General features: G+C 42.4%; 22 protein-coding genes. 12 read left to right on the forward strand and 10 right to left on the reverse strand.

What is annotated here, in order from left to right:
* Positions 1 to 3: 3 nt before the first annotated feature.
* The 4 genes from H562_RS0107615 to rsfS form a co-directional block, all read right to left on the reverse strand.
* A complete protein-coding gene (locus tag H562_RS0107615) occupies positions 4 to 879 on the reverse strand; it encodes a phosphatidate cytidylyltransferase (RefSeq protein ID WP_027376959.1) in 876 nt (291 codons plus the stop codon).
* Between the two features lie 46 nt (positions 880 to 925).
* Positions 926 to 1,507 (reverse strand): LUD domain-containing protein, encoded by a 582-nt coding sequence (locus H562_RS0107620; RefSeq protein ID WP_027376960.1) that lies wholly within the window; start codon positions 1,505 to 1,507, stop codon positions 926 to 928.
* Between the two features lie 114 nt (positions 1,508 to 1,621).
* Positions 1,622 to 3,616, reverse strand: coding sequence for an ATP-dependent zinc metalloprotease FtsH (ftsH, locus tag H562_RS0107625; RefSeq protein WP_027376961.1), 1,995 nt, complete (start codon positions 3,614 to 3,616; stop codon positions 1,622 to 1,624).
* 51 nt (positions 3,617 to 3,667) lie between these two features.
* Entirely contained in the window at positions 3,668 to 4,036 is a 369-nt protein-coding gene (rsfS, locus tag H562_RS0107630) for a ribosome silencing factor (RefSeq protein ID WP_027376962.1), read from the reverse strand.
* A gap of 88 nt (positions 4,037 to 4,124) precedes the next feature.
* Between rsfS and H562_RS0107635 the strand changes: the two genes are divergently transcribed.
* Entirely contained in the window at positions 4,125 to 4,841 is a 717-nt protein-coding gene (locus tag H562_RS0107635; protein WP_027376963.1) for a biotin--[acetyl-CoA-carboxylase] ligase, read from the forward strand.
* Here the strand turns inward: H562_RS0107635 and H562_RS0107640 are convergent.
* From H562_RS0107640 to H562_RS0107655, 4 genes are read right to left on the reverse strand one after another with little or no spacing between them, the layout of a single operon-like run.
* Positions 4,835 to 5,929, reverse strand: a complete 1,095-nt coding sequence (locus tag H562_RS0107640; RefSeq protein ID WP_027376964.1) for an LptF/LptG family permease — start codon at positions 5,927 to 5,929, stop codon at positions 4,835 to 4,837. The genes H562_RS0107635 and H562_RS0107640 overlap by 7 nt on opposite strands.
* 15 nt (positions 5,930 to 5,944) lie before the next feature.
* A complete protein-coding gene (gene tgt, locus H562_RS0107645; RefSeq protein WP_027376965.1) occupies positions 5,945 to 7,078 on the reverse strand; it encodes a tRNA guanosine(34) transglycosylase Tgt in 1,134 nt (377 codons plus the stop codon).
* A 4-nt stretch (positions 7,079 to 7,082) separates the two neighbouring features.
* Positions 7,083 to 7,448, reverse strand: coding sequence for a DUF4296 domain-containing protein (locus tag H562_RS0107650; RefSeq protein ID WP_027376966.1), 366 nt, complete (start codon positions 7,446 to 7,448; stop codon positions 7,083 to 7,085).
* Entirely contained in the window at positions 7,445 to 8,161 is a 717-nt protein-coding gene (locus H562_RS0107655; protein WP_027376967.1) for a polyprenol monophosphomannose synthase, read from the reverse strand. Before H562_RS0107655 ends, H562_RS0107650 begins: the two co-directional genes overlap by 4 nt.
* 142 nt (positions 8,162 to 8,303) lie before the next feature.
* Here H562_RS0107655 and H562_RS0107660 point away from each other — a divergent pair, with 142 nt between their 5' ends.
* From H562_RS0107660 to H562_RS0107675, 4 genes are all read left to right on the forward strand, one after another.
* Positions 8,304 to 8,945: a DUF4271 domain-containing protein gene (locus H562_RS0107660; protein WP_233701983.1), complete on the forward strand. Its 642-nt coding sequence runs from the start codon at positions 8,304 to 8,306 to the stop codon at positions 8,943 to 8,945.
* Positions 8,946 to 8,959: 14 nt separating this feature from the next.
* A complete protein-coding gene (locus tag H562_RS0107665; protein ID WP_027376969.1) occupies positions 8,960 to 9,700 on the forward strand; it encodes a uroporphyrinogen-III synthase in 741 nt (246 codons plus the stop codon).
* A 129-nt stretch (positions 9,701 to 9,829) separates the two neighbouring features.
* Positions 9,830 to 11,884 carry a S9 family peptidase gene (locus H562_RS0107670; RefSeq protein ID WP_027376970.1) on the forward strand — a complete coding sequence of 685 codons (2,055 nt, stop codon included), beginning with the start codon at positions 9,830 to 9,832 and terminating at the stop codon, positions 11,882 to 11,884.
* Positions 11,874 to 12,227 carry a hypothetical protein gene (locus H562_RS0107675; RefSeq protein ID WP_027376971.1) on the forward strand — a complete coding sequence of 118 codons (354 nt, stop codon included), beginning with the start codon at positions 11,874 to 11,876 and terminating at the stop codon, positions 12,225 to 12,227. Before H562_RS0107670 ends, H562_RS0107675 begins: the two co-directional genes overlap by 11 nt.
* Here H562_RS0107675 and H562_RS0107680 read toward each other — a convergent pair.
* Positions 12,224 to 12,730, reverse strand: a complete 507-nt coding sequence (locus tag H562_RS0107680; protein WP_027376972.1) for an SRPBCC family protein — start codon at positions 12,728 to 12,730, stop codon at positions 12,224 to 12,226. The genes H562_RS0107675 and H562_RS0107680 overlap by 4 nt on opposite strands.
* A 189-nt stretch (positions 12,731 to 12,919) precedes the next feature.
* Here H562_RS0107680 and H562_RS0107685 point away from each other — a divergent pair, with 189 nt between their 5' ends.
* Together H562_RS0107685 and H562_RS0107690 are read left to right on the forward strand one after the other, a co-directional pair.
* Positions 12,920 to 14,461, forward strand: coding sequence for a sensor histidine kinase (locus tag H562_RS0107685; RefSeq protein ID WP_027376973.1), 1,542 nt, complete (start codon positions 12,920 to 12,922; stop codon positions 14,459 to 14,461).
* A gap of 98 nt (positions 14,462 to 14,559) precedes the next feature.
* On the forward strand, positions 14,560 to 15,246 hold the full coding sequence (locus tag H562_RS0107690) for a response regulator transcription factor (protein ID WP_027376974.1): 687 nt from the start codon (positions 14,560 to 14,562) through the stop codon (positions 15,244 to 15,246).
* A gap of 131 nt (positions 15,247 to 15,377) precedes the next feature.
* Here the strand turns inward: H562_RS0107690 and H562_RS0107695 are convergent, their stop codons facing one another.
* A complete protein-coding gene (locus H562_RS0107695) occupies positions 15,378 to 15,923 on the reverse strand; it encodes a hypothetical protein (protein ID WP_027376975.1) in 546 nt (181 codons plus the stop codon).
* A 185-nt stretch (positions 15,924 to 16,108) separates the two neighbouring features.
* Here H562_RS0107695 and H562_RS0107700 point away from each other — a divergent pair, with 185 nt between their 5' ends.
* The 5 genes from H562_RS0107700 to H562_RS0107720 are packed head-to-tail and all read left to right on the forward strand — an operon-like array spanning position 16,109 to position 23,211.
* Positions 16,109 to 17,479, forward strand: a complete 1,371-nt coding sequence (locus H562_RS0107700) for a c-type cytochrome (protein WP_027376976.1) — start codon at positions 16,109 to 16,111, stop codon at positions 17,477 to 17,479.
* 21 nt (positions 17,480 to 17,500) lie between these two features.
* On the forward strand, positions 17,501 to 20,572 hold the full coding sequence (locus H562_RS0107705; RefSeq protein ID WP_027376977.1) for a TAT-variant-translocated molybdopterin oxidoreductase: 3,072 nt from the start codon (positions 17,501 to 17,503) through the stop codon (positions 20,570 to 20,572).
* Positions 20,573 to 20,590: 18 nt separating this feature from the next.
* On the forward strand, positions 20,591 to 21,988 hold the full coding sequence (gene nrfD / locus H562_RS0107710) for an NrfD/PsrC family molybdoenzyme membrane anchor subunit (protein WP_027376978.1): 1,398 nt from the start codon (positions 20,591 to 20,593) through the stop codon (positions 21,986 to 21,988).
* A complete protein-coding gene (locus H562_RS0107715; protein WP_027376979.1) occupies positions 21,975 to 22,496 on the forward strand; it encodes a DUF3341 domain-containing protein in 522 nt (173 codons plus the stop codon). Before nrfD ends, H562_RS0107715 begins: the two co-directional genes overlap by 14 nt.
* Entirely contained in the window at positions 22,489 to 23,211 is a 723-nt protein-coding gene (locus tag H562_RS0107720; RefSeq protein WP_027376980.1) for a c-type cytochrome, read from the forward strand. Before H562_RS0107715 ends, H562_RS0107720 begins: the two co-directional genes overlap by 8 nt.
* Positions 23,212 to 23,222 lie beyond the last annotated feature (11 nt).

The following is a 23,222-nucleotide window of genomic DNA, read 5'->3' on the forward strand; positions in this document are numbered from 1 at the left end:
TTCCTAAATAAATTTTTCTAAAATAAAGTACAAATATACGACAGGCGCACAGATAATAAAACTGTCGAGTCGGTCTAATATTCCACCATGGCCGGGAATAACATTTCCGGAATCCTTCACGCCAAAGTTTCTTTTGAGCTGGCTTTCTACCAGATCGCCGAAAGGCGCAAACACCGAGACCAATAAGCCGACCATGATCCAGTTTCCACGCAGATCCGGAAAATATTTTTCGATAAAAAAACCTACGACCAATGTTAGAATGACACCTCCCGCAAAACCTTCCCAGGTTTTTTTTGGCGAGATCGTAGGCGCCATTTTATGTTTCCCGAAAAACTTACCGGTGAAAAAAGCAAAACTGTCGCTGCTCCATATCAGAACAAAAAGAAAGAAAACCTCCAAAGTAAAAGTATTTTCTACTGTAGAAAATTTCGGCAAACCCAACGCAAAACCGAACGGCAGAGCCGTATATATCACCGTGAAGATGAGTTTGCCGTTGTCGAAATAAAGTTCTTTTGAAAACCGGAATAGCGTGACCACCGCAATCACAATGAGTGAAAGGGCGAGAATTTCTGAAAGATTAAAGTCAAAATAAAAACCGTGGTTAAAGTATCTTTTAGAAAAACGGTAGAAAACGAGAACTATTAAAGGAAATACCACATATTTCTCCCAGCTTTTCGGATCGAACTTCATCATCCTGGTGCATTCCCAGGCGCCCATAAACAGAAAAAAAGTGATCATCCCGTAAAACAGCTGATTTTGCATCACCAATCCCGGGAAAACGGAATTGAGAAATTGGGAACCCAGTGGTGTAGTACACAGAATTACGACAATTCCATAAAGCGCACCTCCGAAAATACGCTGAACTAAATTTTTATCCAAGTTTTTTGTGATTAGAAGTTAGGGATCAGACTCGCAGAAAAATCAATTAATCCTCGAGCAAAAGTAAGAAAAGTTTTGTGTTGTCTTTGTTGGGCGTATCTAATTTAGAATTGCTCCCGCTGATGGAAGTCAGATTGCGGATATTGCCGTTGCGTTTGATCTTGCTCATGGCATCATTCAGATTAGTAACGATCTGGGAAACATTAGCCATGATGATGATTTTTTGCGGCAGCCGCGAAGAGTGGTAATGCAGAATATTGTTGTATGACAGCATAATTCTGCCATCGTAGGCGATCAGATATTCGCAGGTGATGAATGCGCAGTCGTTGAAGAGTTCCAGTTCCTTTGTGTAGGGAACTTTTACCACATCCAGGAAGTTTTTTAAATCGGCATCCCAGCAGAAAACAGATTTTATATCCTCAATTTTGAAAATATGATTAAGTGTCTGCAAAGCTTCGGCTTCGTCGGCGCAATAGTTAAAAAATCCGCCGGAATGCGTGAAAAGCTGTGCAAACTTATAATCCAGATCGGCATTCTTCAGTTGGTCACCGAGTTTTACCAGATCCTGGCCTTCATCCTCTTCAGGCTGATTTAAGATTTTTCCGACAAGTTTTTTGAATAGACTCAATTGCTTTGGGTTATGCGATTACTCTTACAAAAGTAGAAAATAATTATGTATATAATGGATTTAATAAAAAAATCCTGATAATTTGCATAAAAATTAAATTATCAGGATGTTTTTTTAGAGTTGGGTGTTAGACTCCGGCGCGATAATATCTTCTGGATTTTCAGGAGTTTCTGCATGCGTGTTGGAGACCGGATGTTCCGTGAGTTCAGGATCCCAGGCTCTTACACCGAAAACTTCTTCCAGATCCTCGCGGAAGATAACTTCTTTCTCCAGCAGTTTCGTTGCCAGTGCGTCGAGTTTGTCTTTATTGGTCGAGAGAATATGCAAGGCGCGTTGATATTGCGCTTCGATTATTTTTGAAATCTCCTCGTCGATCATTTTCGCAGTTTGATCAGAATAGGGTTTTCCAAAACTGTATTCTGACTGGCCGGAACTGTCGTAATAAGATATGTTCCCGATTTTGTCATTAAGACCGTAAATGGTTACCATGGCCTGAGCCTGCTTGGTCACCCTTTCGAGATCCGAAAGCGCGCCCGTGGATATATTTCCAAAGATGGTTTGCTCAGCCGCTCTTCCGCCCAGGGTTGCACAAATTTCATCATACATCTGTTCGGTGGTAGTGAGCTGTCTTTCTTCAGGAAGATACCATGCTGCACCCAAGGAGCGGCCTCTCGGTACAATGGTCACTTTAAGCAAAGGCGCTGCATGTTCTACCAGCCAGCTGATCGTAGCGTGACCTGCTTCATGGTAAGCAACTCTTCTTTTTTCTGAAGGTTTAATGGCTTTGTTTTTCTTTTCGAGACCGCCAATGATCCGGTCAACCGCGTCAAGAAAATCCTGTTTTTCCACAGCTTCATGGCTGTTTCTTGCAGCAATCAGCGCAGCTTCGTTACAGACATTCGCAATATCGGCACCGCTGAAACCCGGCGTCTGTTTCGCCAGGAACTCCCTGTCGATATTGTCTGCCAGTTTTATTTTCGCAAGATGAACATCAAATATTTCTTTTCTTTCGTGGAGTTCCGGCAGGTCGACATAAATTGAGCGGTCAAAACGCCCGGCGCGCATCAAAGCTTTATCGAGGATATCTGCTCTGTTTGTCGCTGCCAGAATGATGACATTGGTATCGGTACCGAAACCGTCCATTTCTGTTAACAGTTGGTTCAATGTATTTTCCCTTTCATCATTACCGCCGGTAAAATTTCCTTTACCACGCGCTCTACCGATTGCATCGATCTCATCAATAAAAATTATCGCGGGAGATTTCAGCTTTGCCTGGGCGAAAAGATCCCGCACTCTGGAGGCTCCCACACCTACAAACATCTCTACGAAGTCTGAGCCGGATAGTGAGAAGAAAGGAACTTTAGCTTCGCCGGCAACGGCTTTGGCCAAAAGTGTTTTCCCTGTTCCCGGAGGTCCTACGAGCAGGACTCCTTTGGGGATTTTACCGCCGAGTTTGGTGTATTTATCTGAATTTTTCAGGAAATCTACTACTTCCTGCACTTCTTCTTTGGCACCTTCCAGGCCGGCAACATCTTTGAAGGTAACCTGCACTTTTTCTTTTTCGTCGAAGAGTTTTGCGCGTGATTTACCGATGGAAAAGATCTGGCCGCCGGGACCACCGCCGCCGCCGCCCATCATCTTGCGGAAAATCACGAAATAGAAGAGCGCCATAATTCCGATCCAGAAAAGCGCGGTAAACAGCAGTTCCGTCATTGGGTTTTTGCCCACGCCGTAATCTTTTTTAGTGGCTATAGCCGGGTTCTCCTGTTTGATCTTGTCGAACTTTTCCAGGAAAAGCTGCAGATCGCCGAAGCTTAAGTTATAATCGGGCTGTGGCTTAAAATTAAACGAATCGAAGGGACCTTTTTCTTTTGGCTTCTGTTTCGCAGCCATTTCATCTTTTGCTGCTTTAGTTAAGAAAACATCAGCCTTTTCGGTGTCTTTATATATAAGAACGTTCTGTACTTTCCCCTGCTGCATGAGTTCATAGAAGCCCTCTTCATCCAGCGTGTTGGTGTCGCCACTGCCACTCATATTCGAGAAGAAGAACAGGAAAACCACCACGATCATGATTGGGAAAAACCAGTTAAAACCTTTATTGTTATTCATTATTATTATTTATAAAAATTTTGACGAAAAACTTTTCCCGTCAAATTTATGTCAGTTTAAATTTTCTATTTTGGTGATTTTGGCATCGCCCCAAAGTTCTTCGATTTCGTAGAATCCGCGGGTTTCTTTTTGGAAAACGTGAACCACGACAGATACGTAATCCAAAAGCACCCAAAGGTTATTTTCATTCCCTTCTACATGCCACGGACGATCCTGTAATTCGTTCCGGACTTTTTTCTGGATGTTCCCGGAAATTGCGGAAACCTGTGTATTTGAATTTCCACTGCAGATGATAAACGTTTCTGCGACGGAATTTTCGATGGTTGACAAATCAAAAATAAGTATATCTTCCCCTTTAGTATCTTGTATCGCTTCTACGATCTTATCGATAAGTAACTGCTTTTCTGTAGTTTTATTCATTAAAATTTTTGTATAATCTGCAAATTTATTGTTTTTTTATTTAATTTATTCCCAATTTAGCGCACACAAGTCTTAAAGTTTGCCTAAAATGTTCCCACTTATTTATCTGAAAGAATGCACCTCCACAAATGACGAGATCCTGCATTTTCTCTCAGCTTCCGAATCTGAATTTTGTGCCGTATACACCTTTAACCAAAAAAAAGGAAAGGGACAGTACGGTAATTCCTGGCAGTCTCCGGAAGGTTTAAATCTTGCTTTCACCTTTGCAGTGCGTTCAGAGGTCATTAAATTACCATCTCATTTATTCAATTTTCATACCGCTGCCGCAGTGGCTGATTTTCTTGACAGAATGACCCAACAACGCTGCGAGATCAAGTGGCCAAACGATCTCATTCTGAAAGGAAAAAAAATCGCAGGTCTTCTTCTTGAGAAAAAAAATGTAGGCGGATTTTCTTACTTTATTGTAGGAATTGGAATTAATATCCTGCAAAATGATTTCAAAGACCTGCCTAAAGGCGGTTCATTATTGACTCAGACAGGTGTCCGGTTTGAACCGGAGGATATAGCGCGCCGGCTGCATTCTTACTTGCAGGGATTTATTCTAAAGGAAATTTCGGGCTCCGAAGTTTTAAAAAACCTCAATAACCATCTTTTCCGCAAGGATGTGATTTCAGTTTTTGAAATTAGTGATGTGCGACAAAATGGCATTATAAAAAAGGTAGATGCCGAAGGTTTCCTCTGGGTGGATTTGGAAAACGATGGTCTGCAGAAATTTTATCACAAAGAAATTGAACTTCTTTACTGATTGGCTCTTTTAAAATAAAGGTAAAATGCGACCGGGCCGAAAATAAGGTTTGGCAGCCACATGGCGAAAAGCGGACTGAGCGTTTTGTTCGCAGAAACCACTTTTAAAACTTCAAAGGAAAAAACGAAAACGAACGCCAGTGCAATACCCAACGCCAGATTTAAACCCAAACCACCGCGTTTTTTTTGTGATGACAGCGAAAGTCCCAGGAAGGTGAGGATGATCACCGAAACCGGCATTGAGGTGCGCTGATGCAGTTCATTCAGATAATTGTTAAGGTCGGCATTTCCCTTTTCCTTTTCCTGATTGATGAAGTTAATGAGATCTGGTGTGGTTTTGTTTTGACCCAGCAACACATCGGGAAACAGCTCTTCGGGCGGGTGACCGAAACGCTTGTTCATGATACTGCCGTTGGTGAGTTTCTCGGTATCATTTTTATTGATGGTTTTTTCCAGATAATTGTTCAGCACAAACTGCTGTTTTTCTTTTTCCCAGTAAAAATCGGTGGCGTTGATCTGGTGCAGAAGTTTGCGCTTGTCATCATATTTCTGATAGATAAAGCCCGAACCGCGTTTGTCTTTTTTATTGTAACTTTTAATGAATATATACTCGGTTTTCGAAAGTTGTGTGGAAACTTCGGAATTGCCAGTGAACTCTTCACGGTTTACTGCGCTGTACGTATAAGGTTCGAGCTCGTTTTTCTTGATATTCGCCAGCGGCAGAACATAGTGATTTAACAGAAGCGCGATGACTGCGATAAACGTTGAAGTAATAAGGTAAGGTCTTGCAAACCGGTGAAAGCTCGCGCCCGAACTGATGATGGCCACGATCTCTGTATTATTGGCAATTCTCGAGGTGAAAAAGATAACCGAAATAAAAACCAGGATGGACATGAAGGTAATGACCAGGTTGATGATCCAGTAAGGGTAGAAATTAACCAGGAATTCGCTCACTGTAAATCCGTTCGACTCAATTCGGGGAGCTTTTGCCTGAACATCGATCACGAGTACAATAATAGTTAACAGCCCAAGCATAAACCCGAAAGTCCCGAGGTATTTTTTGATGATGTATAAATCTATTATTTTCATTTAGACGTCTTTGGTTTACAGTCTTTGTTTCAGCACAGGAATAACCGAATCTTTCCATTCGTAAAAATCACCGGCTTCAATATGCATTCTCGCCACGCGCACCAGTTCCAGATAAAACGCCAGGTTATGAACAGAGGCGATCTGCTTGGAGAGGTATTCTTTAGCCACGAACAAATGGCGCACATACGCTTTGGAATAGGCTGAATCTACAAAGCTTGTTCCCAATTCATCCAAAGGAGAAAAATCGTTTTTCCACTTTTCGTTTTTCATGTTCATCACGCCGTTCCAGGTAAAAAGCATGGCATTTCTTGCATTTCTGGTCGGCAACACACAATCCATCATGTCGATTCCCAGACCTATACTTTCCAGGATATTCCACGGAGTTCCTACGCCCATTAAATAGCGGGGTTTATCCAGCGGCAGAATATCAGTTACAATGTCTGTGATTCTGTACATTTCTTCTTCGGGTTCACCTACAGAAAGTCCACCAATTGCGTTTCCGTCGGCACCCTGCTCAGAAATAAATTCCGCAGAAATTTTCCGCAGGTCGGAATAAGTAGAACCCTGAACAATAGGAAAGAGGTGTTGGCGGTGACCGTAGATCTCCGCGTTTTCGTTTGTCCATTTAATGCATCTTTTTAACCAGCGGTGCGTCATTTCCATCGAGTCTTTGGCCAGATTATATTCACATGGATAAGGCGTGCATTCATCAAAAGCCATAAAAATATCTGCACCGATCTGCCGCTGTATTTCCATGGATCTTTCAGGCGAGATAAAGTGTGTGCTTCCGTCGATGTGGGATTTGAATTTCACCCCTTCTTCATTCAGCTTTCTGGATTTTGATAAAGAAAAGACCTGATAACCGCCCGAATCTGTGAGGATAGGCAGGTCCCAGTTCATGAATTTATGTAAACCGCCCGCAGCCTGCATGATATCCATTGTAGGCCGAAGATTTAAATGATAGGTATTTCCTAAAATGATCTGAGCTTTAATGTCATCTTTCAGTTCGCGCTGGTGTACCGTTTTTACCGAAGCTACCGTACCCACGGGCATGAAGATCGGTGTTTGTATAGTTCCGTGGTCTGTAGTGATGATTCCGGTTCGTGCTTTACCGGTTGATTTTGAGTTGATTTCGAAAAATGGAGACATAATTTTATCGTGCAAACGTGGGTACGTTCTGGTTTTCTTTAAGTTTTTTCTCGATGTATGCTTTGGCTGCAGGATCTTTATCTAAAATAATCTTCTGCGCGTCAGTAAGAATCGCATCTAGCTCGCCGGATGCGGTATAATATTTATAACTTTCTGTAAAATCCGTTGGACTTACTTTTTTCTGTTTCAGGACTGTTCGTGTGGCGTTTTCAATATTCGTATTGGGAATGTAATTATTGATCTGGTCGTTCAGGGCAAACTGCGCAACAAGTTCGGACATGGTTTTTTTCGGAACCAGATTTTTCGGTGGATCAATCAGTTCCGTGCAGCTCATTAATAATGAAAGAATAAGAAACAAATACTTTTTCATAGTTTGCCAAGCAGTGATTTCCATTTCAAATTTAAAACACCGAAAACGGCTTCGTGTATGATGCCGCCATTCATCTTACTTTCGCCAAGTTCGCGGTTTGTGAAAACAATAGGAACTTCTACAATCTTAAAACCTTTCCTGAAAGCGCGGAATTTCATTTCGATCTGAAATCCGTAGCCTTTCAGTTTTATATTGTCGAGGCCAATCTCTTCGAGCACTTTTCTTTTGAAGCAGACAAATCCCGCCGTTGTGTCGTGAATGGGAATTCCCAGGATCGCGCGCACATAGCGTGAGGCGAAATAGGAAAGTAAAACTCTGCCCATCGGCCAGTTCACCACATTCACGCCTTTGGAGTAGCGCGAACCGATCGCCATATCTGCATTTTGGCAGGCTTCATAGAGTTTGTTCAGATCTTTTGGATTGTGAGAAAAATCCGCATCCATCTCAAATATATAACCGTAATTCTGGTTTAATGCCCATTTAAAACCGTGTATATATGCCTGTCCCAAACCGTCTTTCACTTTGCGGATGTTCAGGAACAAACGCTGTGGGTAGAAATTCTGGAGGTTTTTTACAATTTCTGAAGTGCCGTCCGGCGAAGAATCATCGACAATAAGGATGTCGAAATCCTGGTCCAAAGAAAATACGGTGGAAATAATATTTGCAATATTTTCTTTTTCGTTATACGTTGGTATGATGACGAGTTTCTTCATCTGTGAAATTAAGTGGCAAAGATAAACTTTTCCCACATTAATCAGACTTCATAATAAAGCTGCGAAGTGCGATGCTGCCAATTATTTACGATATCGCAAATCATATTACAATTTTATGCGTATTTTTGCAAAAAATATCAATTTGGTAAGAATCACACAGCAAAATGATTGGGTAATTTATATTATTACCGGCTGCATTTTCCTTTACATTTTTATGTTGGTTTCGCTGCAGCGCGATTCTTCTTTCCGGGAGTTTCTGATGCAGAAGTTTCCTGATTCCACCAATAACTTCCTGAGCTGGCTTATCATTGGGCTGGTTTTTACGCTTGTTTTCTCCACCTTTGTTTCGCAGTCTGTCCCTTTGGTTCCCAGGCAAATAACCGATGTACAGCTTTTCGGTTATCAGCTGAATAAGTTTGGTTTTTCTTTTCTGGCAGTTGCCGCGTTTTATCTTCTTAAAAATGCGCTGACTTATTTGTTTTTCGCCGGAACCGGTGCCTTGAAAAAGTGGGAAAAATTTTACTTTTCAGCCTCTAAACTCTACTTTGTTTTTTCAGTTGTTTTAATGGCTTTATGTATATTTAAATACTTCTATAATTTCTCTGCCACCGAAATGTTCGGTTATTATCTCGCAGGTATTTCGGCGGTATTTTTATTCAAGTTAATCTTCTATATTTTGCATCCTGCCGACATTTTGCCGCCAAAATGGTATTATAAAATTTTGTATATTTGCACCCTCCAAATAGTACCTGTACTGGTACTGTGGAGACTATTGTTTTTCTAAAAATAATGATGAAAATGAAAATCAAATCTATCCTGGTTTCGCAACCGGCTCCCAACGAATCATCGCCTTATCTGGAGATGGCACGAAAGGAAAAAATAAAAATCGATTTTAAACCCTTCATTCATGTTGAGGGTGTAGATGCCAAGGAACTCCGGACTCAAAAAATCGATCTTTCCCAGTTTACAGGTATAATTTTCACCAGCAAAAATGCGGTTGATCATTATTTCCGGCTGGCCGAGGAAATGCGTTTTGCAGTTCCCGATTCCATGCGTTATATCTGCCAGTCAGAGGCTGTTGCAAACTATCTGCAGAAACATATTATTTACCGAAAAAGAAAAATTTCTTTTGGTGAGAAAACATTCTCTGATCTGTTGCCGCTTTTCAAGAAATTCCCTTCAGAAAAATATCTGTTACCGGCAGCCGATGTATTAAGTCCCGATATTCAGAAGGTTCTGGAAACCGTGTCCATCGATTGGACCAGAGCCACAATGTACCGTACGGTTTGCAGTGATCTGAGCGATGTAAAAGTTGATGATTATGATATGCTGGTATTTTTCAGTCCGCAGGGAATCCGCTCGCTGGGCCAGAATTTTGCCGACTTCAAGCAGGACGGAACCAAAATCGCGGTATTTGGAACGACCACAGAGCAGGCTGCAATTGATGCCGGACTGCGGGTTGATGTAATGGCTCCAAGTAAGGAAACACCCTCGATGACTTTGGCTATCGAGAAATATATCAGAAATCTGGAGAAATAAAACTTTGGCACACAGTTTCATAAAACCGTCTTTCTCCCCGGAAAAGATGGTTTTATTTTTTAATTACTTTACTTTTGCCGCTTCCTGACCAATGTGGGAGCCGGTTCTTATAAATCACTTCGAAAAAAAATGAAAATTCCTCAGGCAAAAAAAGAAGAAACAATTCTTGAAACTCACGGCGATAAGCGACTCGACGCGTATTTCTGGATGCGGGAGCGCGAAAACCCCGAAGTCACAAAATACCTGGAGGAAGAAAACGCCTACTGCGACTTTGTAATGCGTGATACCGAAACCTTTCAGGAAGAACTTTTTGAGGAGATGAAGGCGCGATATAAAGAAGACGATGAAAGTCTGCCTTATTTTTTTAATGAATACTGGTATATCGTACGCTTCGAAACAGGAAAGGAATATCCCATCTTCAGCCGGAAATTTGCGACTCTGGAAAATGACGAAGAAATCCTTCTTGACGTAAATACACTTGCCGAAGGGCAGAAATTTTTCGAAGTGGGCAGTGTCGCGGTGTCGCCAAACAACAGGCTCATGAGTTATTCTGCCGACAACATCGGGCGCAGGATCTATACATTGAAATTCAGGAATCTGGAGAGCGGTGAACTTTTGCAGGACCAGATCCCCAATACCACGGGTAAAGCGGTCTGGGCCAATGACAATGAACATATTTTCTATATCCGGAAAGATGAAAGTCTGCGCGCTTTCCAGGTATACATGCATCAGTTGGGAACGGATTCTTCACAGGACGTCCTGGTTTTCCATGAGGAAGATGAAACCTTCGATGTCAATGTATTTAAAACAAAATCTTTAGAATACATTTTCATTGCCAGCTCAAGTACCAATTCCGACGAGCACAGATTTATACCTTCCGACAATGTTCTGGCGCCCTGGAAAATCATCCAGCCAAGGACTGATGATCTGGAATATGCGGTAGAACATTATCAGAATGATTTTTACATTATTACAAATGCAGATGAGGCCACGAATTTTAAAATCGTAAAAACGCCTGTTGCCACACCGGGAATTGAATATTGGGAAGAGCTGATCCCACACCGGGAAGAAACACTTCTGGAAGGTTTTGAAATTTTTAATAATTACCTGGTTCTCGAAGAACGTACCGAAGGTTTGCTACAGATCAAGGTCATTGATAATATACAGCAAACAGCCCATTATCTGCAGTTCGCAGATCCGACCTATACTGCGTACATCGGTTTGAATCTGGAATTTAATACAGATAAGCTGCGCTACGGCTATACATCGCTTACAAAACCCAACTCCACGCTGGAGTACGATATGTCTGCCGGAACGACCACTGTGTTGAAACAGCAGGAGGTTTTAGGTGGTCATTTTTCGCCGGAAAATTATATTTCCGAACGGATCTGGGCGCCCTCGCGCGATGGTAAAACAAAGGTCTGCATTTCGCTGGTTTACCATAAAGAGACGCCGCTGTCGGCGGAAACGCCATTACTGTTATATGGTTATGGAAGTTACGGCCACACGGTGGACGCGAGTTTTTCGAATGCGAGACTTTCGTTGCTGGACCGTGGTTTCATATATGCCATTGCCCATATACGTGGCGGCGAATATCTTGGACGCGAGTGGTACGAACAAGGCAGAATGTTGCAAAAGAAAAATACATTTTTCGATTTTATCGATGCGGCTAAACATCTGGTGGCTGAAAATTATACGTCCGAAAAACGTCTGTATGCTATGGGCGGTAGCGCAGGTGGCCTTTTAGTGGGCGCGGTAGCTAATATGGCACCAGAACTTTTCAACGGAATTGTGGCACAGGTACCGTTTGTGGATGTGGTGACTACAATGCTCGATGAAACTATTCCGCTTACGACGGGGGAATTTGATGAGTGGGGAAATCCCAAATTCAGGAAATATTACAATTATATGAAATCGTATTCGCCTTACGATAATGTAGAAGCAAAAAATTACCCTAATATTTTGATTACAACCGGTTTGCACGATTCTCAGGTGCAGTATTGGGAACCTGCAAAATGGACGGCCAAACTTCGGGAACTGAAGACCGATGACAATCTGTTACTCTTTAAAACAGATATGGCTTCCGGACACGGCGGCGCGAGCGGTAGATTTGAGTCCCTGAAAGAAGACGCACTGGAATATGCCTTTTTAATGAAACTAGAAAATAAAATTGATGGAGAATAAATCCGAATCCGAACTTTGGGCACAGGTTGAAGCATTTTTCGTTGAAAACTTCGACACTGAAAAACATCCGCAGATCGACACACTTCTTTTTCTGATCGGCGTGCAGGAACTGGGCAGCGGCCAGCAAAAATATACCAAAGATGATAAGCTTAATATACTGCACATTGCCGTCTGCAGGCTTTTACAACCTTTCGGGTACTACGAGTTTTCGCATTATGACGATGATGGATATCCGCATTTCAGCGAAGTTGAAAAACTCCCCGAGCTGAAACCTAATGAACAGCAGATACTGATGAAGAAAGCGATCATTCAGTATTTTATGGATGAAAACTTATTTTCTTAGTTCGTTAATGGGTTCTTTGGCAAAAAGATTTCGTGTAACTGCCGGAGCCCAATTTTAAAACCACCTTCGAAGCCCATCTCCAGGAGCTTCTGCATTTCGGTTTCATTCTGGAAGTGAATGTTGAAGGTCACTTTTGTTCCCTGCTGCACTCCGGTAAAGCCGACCAGCCATTTCCGCTCCGACATATTTTTATCAACAAGTCCATCTACGTCACAGAAATAATCGGTTCGGTCAAAACTTCTGTTCGTGGTGATCTCATGAAATTTTGCACCTGCAAAATGCTTTTCACCGGCAGGACTTACCATGGCATACCGCCAAACACCACCTTCACGGAATTCGAGTTCCTGGGTTTCGCAATGCCACGGTTTTGGCCCCCACCACTGATCCAGCTTTTCACGCTCGGAGAAATAGGCCCACACATTGGCAACTTCTGCCGGAAAAACGGTTCTTACATAAATGCTTGCGGCATCGTTGTCGGTATTAAAAATTATTTCAAAATCCATTGTACTCTTTTAAACAAATGTAGAAGTTTATTCTTAAAAACTTCGTGCTGCCGCATATTTTAAGTACAGATTTAAATTTAATGTGTTAAATGAAAAGGTTTTAAGAAATTATATACAATATTATATATCTTTTTTTGTTGTAATAATGTTAATATGAGTAATTTTAACATTTCAAAATCTTATTTTTAAATGAACAACAGGTTTATTCCTTTCATATCCGTATTGATGACGATTTCGATGATCGTGTTCGTGACGCTGCAGCTGTACTGGATCAAGGAATTGTATTCGGCTCTGAATCAGGATTTTTCAAATAAAGTATATTCGGCGCTGGAATCTTCGGCAATGAAAACGCAGCAGCTTGAGGTAGACAAATATTTAAACCAATATTACAAGAACTTTGCAAGAAACGTGGTGGACAGCAGCAATCAGCCGACACAGACTTACATACAGCAAAGTTCCGATTCCGGCACCAAAAACACGATCACCTTTCAGAAAAGCATCGTCGAGAATAAAAATATACCAATTTCACCCGCCGGTGATTCGCTGAAACTAACGAAACTCTATACCGACGAGGGGATTTTAAAAATAAAAAAACAGGAAATCACCTCGGAACCTCTAACTGCGCAGCTGAGCAAGGACATCAATAACAATACCTATGCGCTGCGGGAATTTGCCAAGCTAAGTGCCTCCAGCCTGCCTGTAGAAAAGCGTGTCGACAGAAAAACCCTCGATTCTATTCTTTCCAAAGAACTGCGGCTCAACGGGGTAAATACAGGTTTCAGTTTTGCGGTGATGGATAATAAGAACGCCATTACAAATGTGGTGAAAGGAACATTTGCCGCGGAAAAAGATGATAACGATTATACGTATCCGCTGTTCACCGACAGTAAAGACCGGACTTTATACACATTGGCGGTGGTTTTTCCTACAAAGCGCTATTCACTTGTAAAGAACAGTATGCTGTTGGGCACGCTCATGTCGTTGCTTACGATTCTTGGTATTTACATCATTTCCATTAAATATATGATGCGGCAGAAAAAGATCGCGGATGTAAAGACGGATTTCATTAATAATATGTCACACGAATTCAAGACGCCACTTGCTACAATCTCGGTGGCTACCGATTCCCTGGCCAATGATAAGATCGCAACAAATCCCGAGAAGGTAAAATATTACTCCGGTTTGATCAAGCAAGAAAATCTGCGGATGAAAAAGCAGGTAGAAAACGTGCTGAACATGTCGAAACTTGAGCGTAATGAAGTGAAACTTTTCCTGAAGGAAACAGATGTGAGAGCGCTGATCAAGGAAATCACAGAATCATTTGGCCTGATCGTGGCGCAACGGAACGGAACGCTGACTCAGGAATTCAATACAGAAAGATATAATTTCAAGATTGATGAGTTTCATATCTCCAACGCAATTGTAAATCTTCTTGATAATGCCAATAAATACTCGCCGGAGGCGCCGCAGATCAAAGTGAGTACAAGGAATGAAGGAAACTGGTATGTTATTGAGATCTCCGACAAAGGCATTGGCATGGAAACCGACAACAGAACACGCATCTTCGAAAAGTTCTTCCGCGAGGAAACAGGAAACATTCATAATGTAAAAGGCCAGGGACTTGGGCTTTCTTATGTGAAGAAAATCATCGAGCTGCACAAAGGTCTGGTAATCGTAGAATCTCAAAAAGGAAAGGGCAGCATCTTCACCATTAAATTACCGATGAGCTGAGGTTTAAAGGATGACTGACTGGTGATGATTGATATTTAGCGTATAAGCGGAGAACCATTAATAACAGAAAAACAGAAATAAATTATAAATCAAAAGCTATGAGCAACAGAATCTTATTAGTAGAAGACGACCAGAGTTTTGGCGCTGTGTTAAAAGATTATTTAACCATAAATAATTTTGAGGTGAACCTTGCAACCGATGGTGAGCAGGGTTTAAAGGAGTTTACAGAAAACGAATTCGATATCTGTATCTTCGATGTGATGATGCCGAAAAAAGACGGTTTCAGTCTGGCTGAAGATGTAAAAAGAATTGATAAAAATACGCCGATTATTTTCCTTACCGCACGGAATATGCGTGAGGATATACTGAAAGGTTACCAGCTTGGCGCCGATGATTATATCACCAAACCATTTGATACAGAGCTTTTACTGTACAAGATCAAGGCGATCCTGCAGCGCAGTGCGGTACTGGAAGATGAGGAGCAGGAGCAGTTCAAGATCAGCAATATTTATTTTGACTCTATGCTGCGCCAGCTGAAAGTGGGCGATACAGAATATAAACTTTCGCCTAAGGAAAATGAACTGCTGAAACTGCTTTGCATGCACCGCAACGATTTTATGCCGCGTGACCTGGCGCTGAGAAAGATATGGAAAAAGGAAAATTATTTTACGGCCCGAAGCATGGATGTATATATCGCGAAGCTCCGAAAACTGTTGAAAGAAGATCCGGGTTTGGAGATCATCAACGTACACGGCGAGGGATTCCGCCTGTTGGTAAAGAATTAAACTGCCTGGGATTAAAATAAGGTTACCGGCAATTTTGAAAGGTCCCAATCTGAAAATGTTCCTTTTCAAATGTTCAGCAAAGCAAAAAGCTCCGAATTTTCGGAGCTTTTACTGTTTTGCTTTATAATTTATTATTTCGCTTCTACGCAGAAAACGCGGTACTGGACAGGTATTGCTGATTTGAAATAGCTTTTCACTTTCGCGAGGTCCGGTGCGATACTTTGTTTGCTGACGTAACTGCCGGCCATTACTTTATAGTTCGGCCGCAGGGAAGCATCGATCTCTACTTTCATGTTGGGGAATCTTCTGCGGAAATACATACCGACTTCCCGTGCTTCTTCATTGCTTTTTACCACCGCCAGCTGAATCTTATAGCCCATGATACGTGGATTCCTTCTGCAGATCTCCGCGCGGGAGAGTTCTTTTTCAGGAACCACTATTTTGGGCGCGTTGTTTCGGGAGGAATGCTCATCGCTGTCCCACGATTTACCGGAACCGCTTTCGTAAGATATAGCGCATTTATCTTCAATACCGCTGAGCAGTTCATCTACTTTTTTATCCATCATCATGGTGAGCGGTGTGCCGGAAATGGTATCGTTTTTCACAACGGTCTGGGCCACAGTTTCATTAATAATAAATAAAGACAACAGGGAAAATATTTTCAGCAGATATTTCATCAATTTTTAATTTGAGCAAATTTATAACAAATAAAAATTATACCAACAGCAGTTATTTAGAACAGTTACAAATTAAGCCAATTCAGGGAATGCACATTTGATCTACTCTTAATTTTCTGTTAAAAGTCTTATTTTTGCGAAGTTGAAAGTAAACGAGTACAATTTACTAACCCAAGATTTTATAAATGATTAGTTGGAGAAAGCATTACAAAAGGAGTCTTCTTGCAATAGTATTATTGCTCACGACCAGTGCTTCTATTTACGCTCAAGGCGATGCGAAGAACGGTGAAAAGCTCTTTAAGCAAAACTGTGCAGCCTGCCACGCATTAGACAAACAGCTTGTTGGTCCTGCGCTGGGTGGTGTAGTGGATAAAGTAAAAAAAGAGGCGAATCTGGATACGGATTGGCTTCATAAGTGGATCAAAGACAATAAATCCCTGCGTGCCTCTGGCGATAAGTATGCGAACGAGATTTTCGAAAAGTTCAACAAGGTTGAAATGACACCGTTTCCGAATCTTTCAGATAAGGACATCGATGACATTTTAGAGTATACTACAAATCCGCCGGCAGCGGAGCCAGCACCAGATGCGGCCGGAGCGGCTGCAGCACCGGATCCAAATTCAATCGGTGCGATTGAGGCAGCTCAGCGCGAATCGATGAATTCGAAAATCATTTTAATTTCACTGCTTGCAATTGGTGGCCTCCTCGTGTGGTTGCTTCTGAAACTGCGTCAGTTAGTTAAGCTTCAGCAGTCCGATGAACTTGCAGGTTTACAGCAGACAAGAGCTCGTTCGTTCGGAGAAATTTATGCCAAGTATCATTATATTGGTAAAGGTTTACTTGTTGTTCTCGGTATTTTTGCCGCTTACGGAATATGGAACTGGCTGATGTGGATCGGTGTATACAAAGGGTATAAGCCTGAGCAGCCCATTTACTTCTCGCACCGTATACACGCAGGCGAAAACAAGATCGACTGTCAGCTTTGTCACTCTTCTGCGAAATATGGCAAAGTCTCGGAAATCCCTTCAATGAATGTCTGTATGAACTGTCACCGTAATATTTCCGAGTACAACGGTAAATATATGGAGCCAGGAAAAGACAAAGCCTTCTACGACGGAGAAATCCAGAAGATCTACGCAGCAACCGGCTGGGATCCGGCAAGTCAGCAGTATACCGGGAAAACCCAGGCTGTACAGTGGACCAGAATTCACAATATGCCCGACTTCGTTTACTTCAATCACGCGCAGCACGTGGTAGCGGGTGAAACTGCAATCATCAACTCTTTTAACCAGAAAAACCCTGATGCCAAAATAGACGTGGTTTGTAAAGCATGTCACGGCCAGATCGATACCATGAACGTGGTGCAAATGGCTAATGATTTCACAATGGGCTGGTGTATAGAATGTCACCGAACTACAGAAGTTGATATGACCAACGGTTATAATAAAGAGTATTTTAAAAATCTGCACGAGAAACTGAAAAAACAGTACGGCTCCGGAACCAAGGTTACCGTAGCGTCTATCGGAGGATTGGAATGTGGTAAATGTCACTATTAATAATAAAAATTAGAAGTATCAATGGCTTCAAATAAAATAAAATTCAGAAGTATTCACGAACTGCAGGATCCGGGCTTAAACGCTAAGCTTGCGCAAATCGAATTTCAGGATGAGATTCCGGTGGATAATACCCAGGTAAAAAAGACAACGGGTGAAGCCGGAAGTTCCCGCAGGGATTTCCTGAAGTTACTGGGATTCTCTACAGCTGCGGTTACACTTGCTGCCTGCGAGGCACCCGTTGTTAAAACGATTCCTTACGTCGTAAAACCGCATGAGATCATCCCTGGAATTCCCAACTATTATGCATCAACTTATTTTGATGGTTTCGACTTTGCAAGTGTATTAGTTAAAACCAGAGAGGGCAGACCAATTAAAATTGAACCCAATCCGCTTGCCGGAGACTTTGGTAAAACTAATGCCAGAGCACAGGCTTCAGTACTTTCTCTGTATGATAACGATAAAGTAAAGCAGCCGAAACTTAACGGGAAAGATGAAACTTTCGATAAGGTTGATGATTTCGTGATCAAAGGCATTAACGATGCCCAGAATTTTGGTAAGAAAATCGTGGTGCTGTCGCATTCATTTGCCTCACCAACCTTTAAAAAATTATTTGGAGATTTCAAGACAAAATATCCGACCGCAGAACTTGTAACGTATGATGCCGTTCCTTGTGCAGCAGCTTTAGATGCAGCTCAGGAAGTTTTTGGGCAGCGCGCCTTGCCGGTTTATGACCTTGCAAATACACAGCTCGTGGTTTCCTTCCAGGCAGATTTCCTGGGTGATTTTAATGGTGCTTCGCTCGAAACATCTTATGCCGCAGCCAGAAAACCAGGACCTGATATGTTAAGGCATATCCAGATCGAATCCAATATGTCGCTGACCGGGGCTAATGCTGATACAAGAGTGCAGTTGAAGCCAAGCGCAGTGAATAAGGTTTTGGTCGAAGTTTACAACGGATTAAATGGTGGCGCAACCAGCAAGGAGGCGGGCGCTATTGTAAAAGAACTTCAGGCAAAAGGCAGCAAAGCCGTTGTTTTTGCAGAAGGGTCTAAAGGTGCGCATGTTTTGGCACACCTAATCAATCAGAAATTAGCCTCAAATGCCTTTACAGGAAAAGCAAACTTCCTGAAAGAGTTTGATGGCGCACGATATCAGGAATTCCTGGGTTGGATGAATTCCGGGCAGGTTGGCGTTTTGATCGCTAACAATGTGAACCCGATCTATTCCAGCAACAAAGGGGAAGCCTTCCGCAAAGCTTTGGAGAAAGTGACCTGCGTGGTGGCAGTTTCCGACAAGAAAAACGAAATGTACAAAGCGGCGAAAGCTGTAATTCCGGTGGCCAACTGGCTGGAATCGTGGGGCGATATGACTCCGCAAACCGGAATGTACACGCTGATGCAGCCGACGATCCAAAAGATCTACAAATCAAGACAGCTTGAAGATTCATTGCTAGTCTGGATGAATGGCAAAAATGATCCTGCGAATAACTATTACGATTATTTGAAAGCCAATGCAGCCACATTGACCGGTGGAACACCTTTCAATAAAGCCCTTTACAACGGGGTGGTTTCCGGAGGAAATACAGCTACACTGTCTTACGCCGGCGGAAACGCACAACAGGCCGTGACCGAACTTGGTAATTTCAAAGGATCCGATCTGGAATTGGTATTGTTTACCAATACTGCAATCGGTGACGGGACACAGGCAAATAATCCATGGCTGCAGGAATTACCGGATCCCATTACAAGACTTACCTGGGACAATTATCTTACAGTTTCGCCAAAAGATGCTGAAAAATTAGGTCTTGAGAACGATCTCAACGGAAGAATGCAGTTGGGAGGTTCTATTGTAAATGTTACGGTGAACGGGGTTACTTTAAAAGAAGTGCCTGTATATATTCAGCCGGGACAGGCAGAAGGTTCTGTAGGTCTTGCGCTCGGTTACGGTAAAAAAGATTCCGGAAAAGTAGCAGCTACAGGTATCAATGCATATCCTCTGTTTGACGGGATCAATTTGGCGGTAGCCAACGTGAAAGTTGAAAAAACCGGTGGTGATCACGAGTTTGCGGGAATTCAGCTTCAGAACACTTTAATGGGCCGTTACGAGATTGCCCGTGAAGTTCCACTGGATACTTTCCTTAACGTAAAATTTGATGATGAGAAATTAGGTTGGAATAAACCTTTGGAATATCATACCCTGGGAGGTGCGATGCCTGCTGGGAAAATAGACCTTTGGGATGCTTTTGATGATACCGATGGTCCACACTTCAACCTTTCTGTTGACCTGAACTCATGTACCGGTTGCGGTGCCTGTGTAATCGCGTGTCAGGCAGAAAACAACGTTCCTGTTGTAGGTAAAGCGGAAGTTAGAATGTCCAGAGATATGTTCTGGCTGCGTATTGACCGTTACTACACCTCGGAAATGCCGGAGGAGTATGACAAGGACAGAGATGGTAAACTATCTCAGGAAGAAGCTGTTGCAGGCGGCCTGAATGTTCCGTCAATGTACGATATCCTCATTAAGCCAAATGCGAGTCCGGATGTGATCTTCCAGCCGGTGATGTGTCAGCACTGTAACCACGCGCCTTGTGAAACTGTGTGTCCGGTGGCAGCTACATCTCACGGTAAGCAGGGCCAGAACCAAATGGCATACAACAGATGTATCGGTACAAGATATTGTGCGAACAACTGCCCGTATAAAGTAAGACGCTTCAACTGGTTCACTTATAATCTTAATGATAAATTCGACTTTAATCAAAATAATGATTTAGGAAGAATGGTTTTAAATCCTGATGTTGTTGTAAGAACAAGAGGGGTGATGGAGAAATGTTCGCTTTGTATTCAAATGACACAGAACACGATTCTGGAAGCTAAGAAAGAAGGCAGAGTTGTAAAAGACGGCGAATTTTCTACAGCTTGTGTGAATGCTTGTTCTACAGGATCACTGAAATTTGGTGATATGAATGACAAGAATTCAGAAGTGAGAGCACTTTTCAGCGACAGCAGAAGATATACTTTACTTGAGGAAATTGGTACAAAACCAAACGTTTTCTATCATACGAAAGTGCGGAACAGAAAAGAAAATAATGTTTAAATAATAAATAGGTAAAAAATGTCAGGACATTACGAAGCTCCGATTAGGACACCTTTAATAATTGGTCATAAGACTTATCACGATATTTCAAATGATATCGCAAGACCTATTGAGGAACGGGCAGGGAAATTATGGTGGGTAGCCTTTTGGATAGCATTGGCATTATTCATTTATGGATTCGGCTGTATTGCATACACCATCGGAACCGGTATCGGTGCCTGGGGACTCAACAGAACCAACAACTGGGGCTGGGATATTACCAACTTTGTTTGGTGGGTGGGTATCGGTCACGCCGGAACACTGATCTCTGCGGTACTCTTGTTATTTAGACAAAGATGGAGAATGTCTGTAAACCGTTCCGCCGAAGCCATGACGATCTTTGCGGTAGTTCAGGCAGCTATTTTCCCTGTAATCCACATGGGTAGAGTTTGGGTAGGATACTGGGTTTTCCCTTTACCAAACCAGTTCGGTTCACTTTGGACAAACTTTAACTCACCGTTGCTTTGGGACGTATTTGCGATTTCAACTTATTTCTCCGTTTCCAGTGTATTCTGGTTTATGGGATTGATTCCGGATTTTGCAATGATCCGCGACCGCGCAAAAACGCCTTGGACAAAAAGAATTTATACCTTCCTTTCTTTCGGTTGGGGTGGTAAGGCAAAACACTGGCAACGTTTCGAAGAATTATCTTTGGTATTAGCAGGTTTGGCTACACCACTTGTATTCTCGGTGCACACCACGGTATCCTTTGACTTTGCCACGTCGGTGATCAAAGGGTGGCACTCTACGATCTATCCGCCATACTTTGTGGCAGGAGCGATCTTCTCAGGATTTGCAATGGTACAAACGCTTCTTTTGGTTGCCAGAAAAGTATGTCATTTAGAAGATTATATTACCATGTATCATATCGAGATCATGAATATCGTAATTATCGTGACCGGTGGTATGGTAACTGTAGCTTATGCAACAGAATATTTCATCGGTTGGTATTCCGGCTCAAGATTCGAGGATTTCACCTACCTTTCACCAGGTGCTGCAACCGGTCCTTACTGGTGGGCATTCTGGGCGCTGATCACATGTAACCTTATTATTCCAGCCCTGTTCTGGTTCAAGAAAATAAGAACAAATATTGTTGCTACCTTTATTATCGCTTTGGTGATTAATATCGGGATGTGGTTTGAGCGGTTCGATATCATCGTGATCAATATTTCCCGCGATTATCTGCCAAGTTCATGGACCATGTTCGTGCCTACCATTATTGATGTGGGTGTGTTCCTTGGAACTATTGGATTTTTTGGAGTACTGTTTTTACTGTATGCAAGAACCTTCCCGGTTATTGCACAGGCAGAACTCAAGACTATTTTGAAAATATCAGGTGAAACTTATAAAGCAAAAGAAGAAGATGAGCACCACTAAAAAAGTATTTGGTATTTATGCCGACGATGACGATTTGTTAAACGGTGTACACGCTTTTAATGACAAAGGAATTGCGATCAACGAAGTATATACTCCGTTTCCGGTCCATGGTCTGGATAAGGCTTTAGGTTTACGCAAAACCCGGATCTCCGATGCTGCTTTTATTTATGCAGTATATGGTTTGACCATCGGTATCCTGGTTACGTGGTATACCATGAACCATGACTGGCCACAGAACATTGGTGGTAAGCCTTCGTTTGACTGGGGACACAATATGCCGGCGTTCGTCGTGCCTATGTTCGAGTTAATGGTTTTCTGTGCAGCCCACATGATGTCGCTTACATTTCTGGCAAGAAACAAGATGTATCCCGGCTGTCCACCACAAAACCCGGATCCCAGAACTACAGATGATAAGTTTATGATGGAGTTTGTTACCGATAATTTGGATGCTGTAAAACAGATACTGATCGATACCGGCGTTGAAGAAATAACTGTAAAAGATGCTTAAAATGAAAGATAATATTATAAAAATTACCGCAGTTTTAGGGTTTGCAGCATTTTCCCTGAGTTCTTGCAGCAAAGGAAATCCACCTTTGGTTTATTTTCCGGATATGTATTTCCCTGTGGCTTACGATCCATTGATGAAAGCTGAAGATGCATACAGTAACCACGACAATCAAATACCTGCTTTTGTTAAACTCAACGGTGCCACAGGATTAGGTCCGGTGAACGGTACTGTATCACAGAATAAAGACGGTATTGCAGATGAAGCGATGAATTCCGGAATGAAACCTGATCAGTATAATGCTGGTTACGACGAATCCAAACTTATCGTAAATTCCCCACTTGCCGCTGCGAATGAGAAAAAAGATATCGAACACGGTAAAAAAGTTTTTAACCAAACCTGCGCTGCCTGCCACGGAACAGCGGGCGACGGTCAGGGACCAATCGTTGTAAGCGGCGCTTATGCGGGAGTTCCTAACTACAAAGACAGAGATATTACCATTGGTTCTGTACACTATGTAATTACACACGGACGAAACTCAATGGGGTCCTACGCTGGTCAACTTACGCCTGGTGACAGATGGAGAGTTGCACTTTATGTAATGAGCGCATTCAAAGGTGGTACTGTTCCGGCCGCAGCAACCCCGGCAACAGCAACGCCCGCAGATTCTACCGCAAGTACCGCTGTAGCAAGTGTATCGACGAGTCCTAAAAAATAAAAAGAAATAAA

Origin of the sequence: Kaistella palustris DSM 21579 (assembly GCF_000422265.1) — a bacterium.
Lineage (GTDB): Bacteria > Bacteroidota > Bacteroidia > Flavobacteriales > Weeksellaceae > Kaistella > Kaistella palustris.

What these genes read in the sequence shown, in the direction of transcription:
- ftsH (WP_027376961.1), bottom strand. Translation starts at nt 3,616, where the DNA reads ATGAATAACAATAAAGGTTTTAACTGGTTTTTCCCAATCATGATCGTG.
- rsfS (WP_027376962.1), bottom strand. Translation starts at nt 4,036, where the DNA reads ATGAATAAAACTACAGAAAAGCAGTTACTTATCGATAAGATCGTAGAA.
- H562_RS0107635 (WP_027376963.1), top strand. Translation starts at nt 4,125, where the DNA reads ATGTTCCCACTTATTTATCTGAAAGAATGCACCTCCACAAATGACGAG.
- H562_RS0107640 (WP_027376964.1), bottom strand. Translation starts at nt 5,929, where the DNA reads ATGAAAATAATAGATTTATACATCATCAAAAAATACCTCGGGACTTTC.
- tgt (WP_027376965.1), bottom strand. Translation starts at nt 7,078, where the DNA reads ATGTCTCCATTTTTCGAAATCAACTCAAAATCAACCGGTAAAGCACGA.
- H562_RS0107650 (WP_027376966.1), bottom strand. Translation starts at nt 7,448, where the DNA reads ATGAAAAAGTATTTGTTTCTTATTCTTTCATTATTAATGAGCTGCACG.
- H562_RS0107655 (WP_027376967.1), bottom strand. Translation starts at nt 8,161, where the DNA reads ATGAAGAAACTCGTCATCATACCAACGTATAACGAAAAAGAAAATATT.
- H562_RS0107665 (WP_027376969.1), top strand. Translation starts at nt 8,960, where the DNA reads ATGAAAATCAAATCTATCCTGGTTTCGCAACCGGCTCCCAACGAATCA.
- H562_RS0107670 (WP_027376970.1), top strand. Translation starts at nt 9,830, where the DNA reads ATGAAAATTCCTCAGGCAAAAAAAGAAGAAACAATTCTTGAAACTCAC.
- H562_RS0107675 (WP_027376971.1), top strand. Translation starts at nt 11,874, where the DNA reads ATGGAGAATAAATCCGAATCCGAACTTTGGGCACAGGTTGAAGCATTT.
- H562_RS0107680 (WP_027376972.1), bottom strand. Translation starts at nt 12,730, where the DNA reads ATGGATTTTGAAATAATTTTTAATACCGACAACGATGCCGCAAGCATT.
- H562_RS0107685 (WP_027376973.1), top strand. Translation starts at nt 12,920, where the DNA reads ATGAACAACAGGTTTATTCCTTTCATATCCGTATTGATGACGATTTCG.
- H562_RS0107690 (WP_027376974.1), top strand. Translation starts at nt 14,560, where the DNA reads ATGAGCAACAGAATCTTATTAGTAGAAGACGACCAGAGTTTTGGCGCT.
- H562_RS0107695 (WP_027376975.1), bottom strand. Translation starts at nt 15,923, where the DNA reads ATGAAATATCTGCTGAAAATATTTTCCCTGTTGTCTTTATTTATTATT.
- H562_RS0107700 (WP_027376976.1), top strand. Translation starts at nt 16,109, where the DNA reads ATGATTAGTTGGAGAAAGCATTACAAAAGGAGTCTTCTTGCAATAGTA.
- H562_RS0107705 (WP_027376977.1), top strand. Translation starts at nt 17,501, where the DNA reads ATGGCTTCAAATAAAATAAAATTCAGAAGTATTCACGAACTGCAGGAT.
- nrfD (WP_027376978.1), top strand. Translation starts at nt 20,591, where the DNA reads ATGTCAGGACATTACGAAGCTCCGATTAGGACACCTTTAATAATTGGT.
- H562_RS0107715 (WP_027376979.1), top strand. Translation starts at nt 21,975, where the DNA reads ATGAGCACCACTAAAAAAGTATTTGGTATTTATGCCGACGATGACGAT.
- H562_RS0107720 (WP_027376980.1), top strand. Translation starts at nt 22,489, where the DNA reads ATGCTTAAAATGAAAGATAATATTATAAAAATTACCGCAGTTTTAGGG.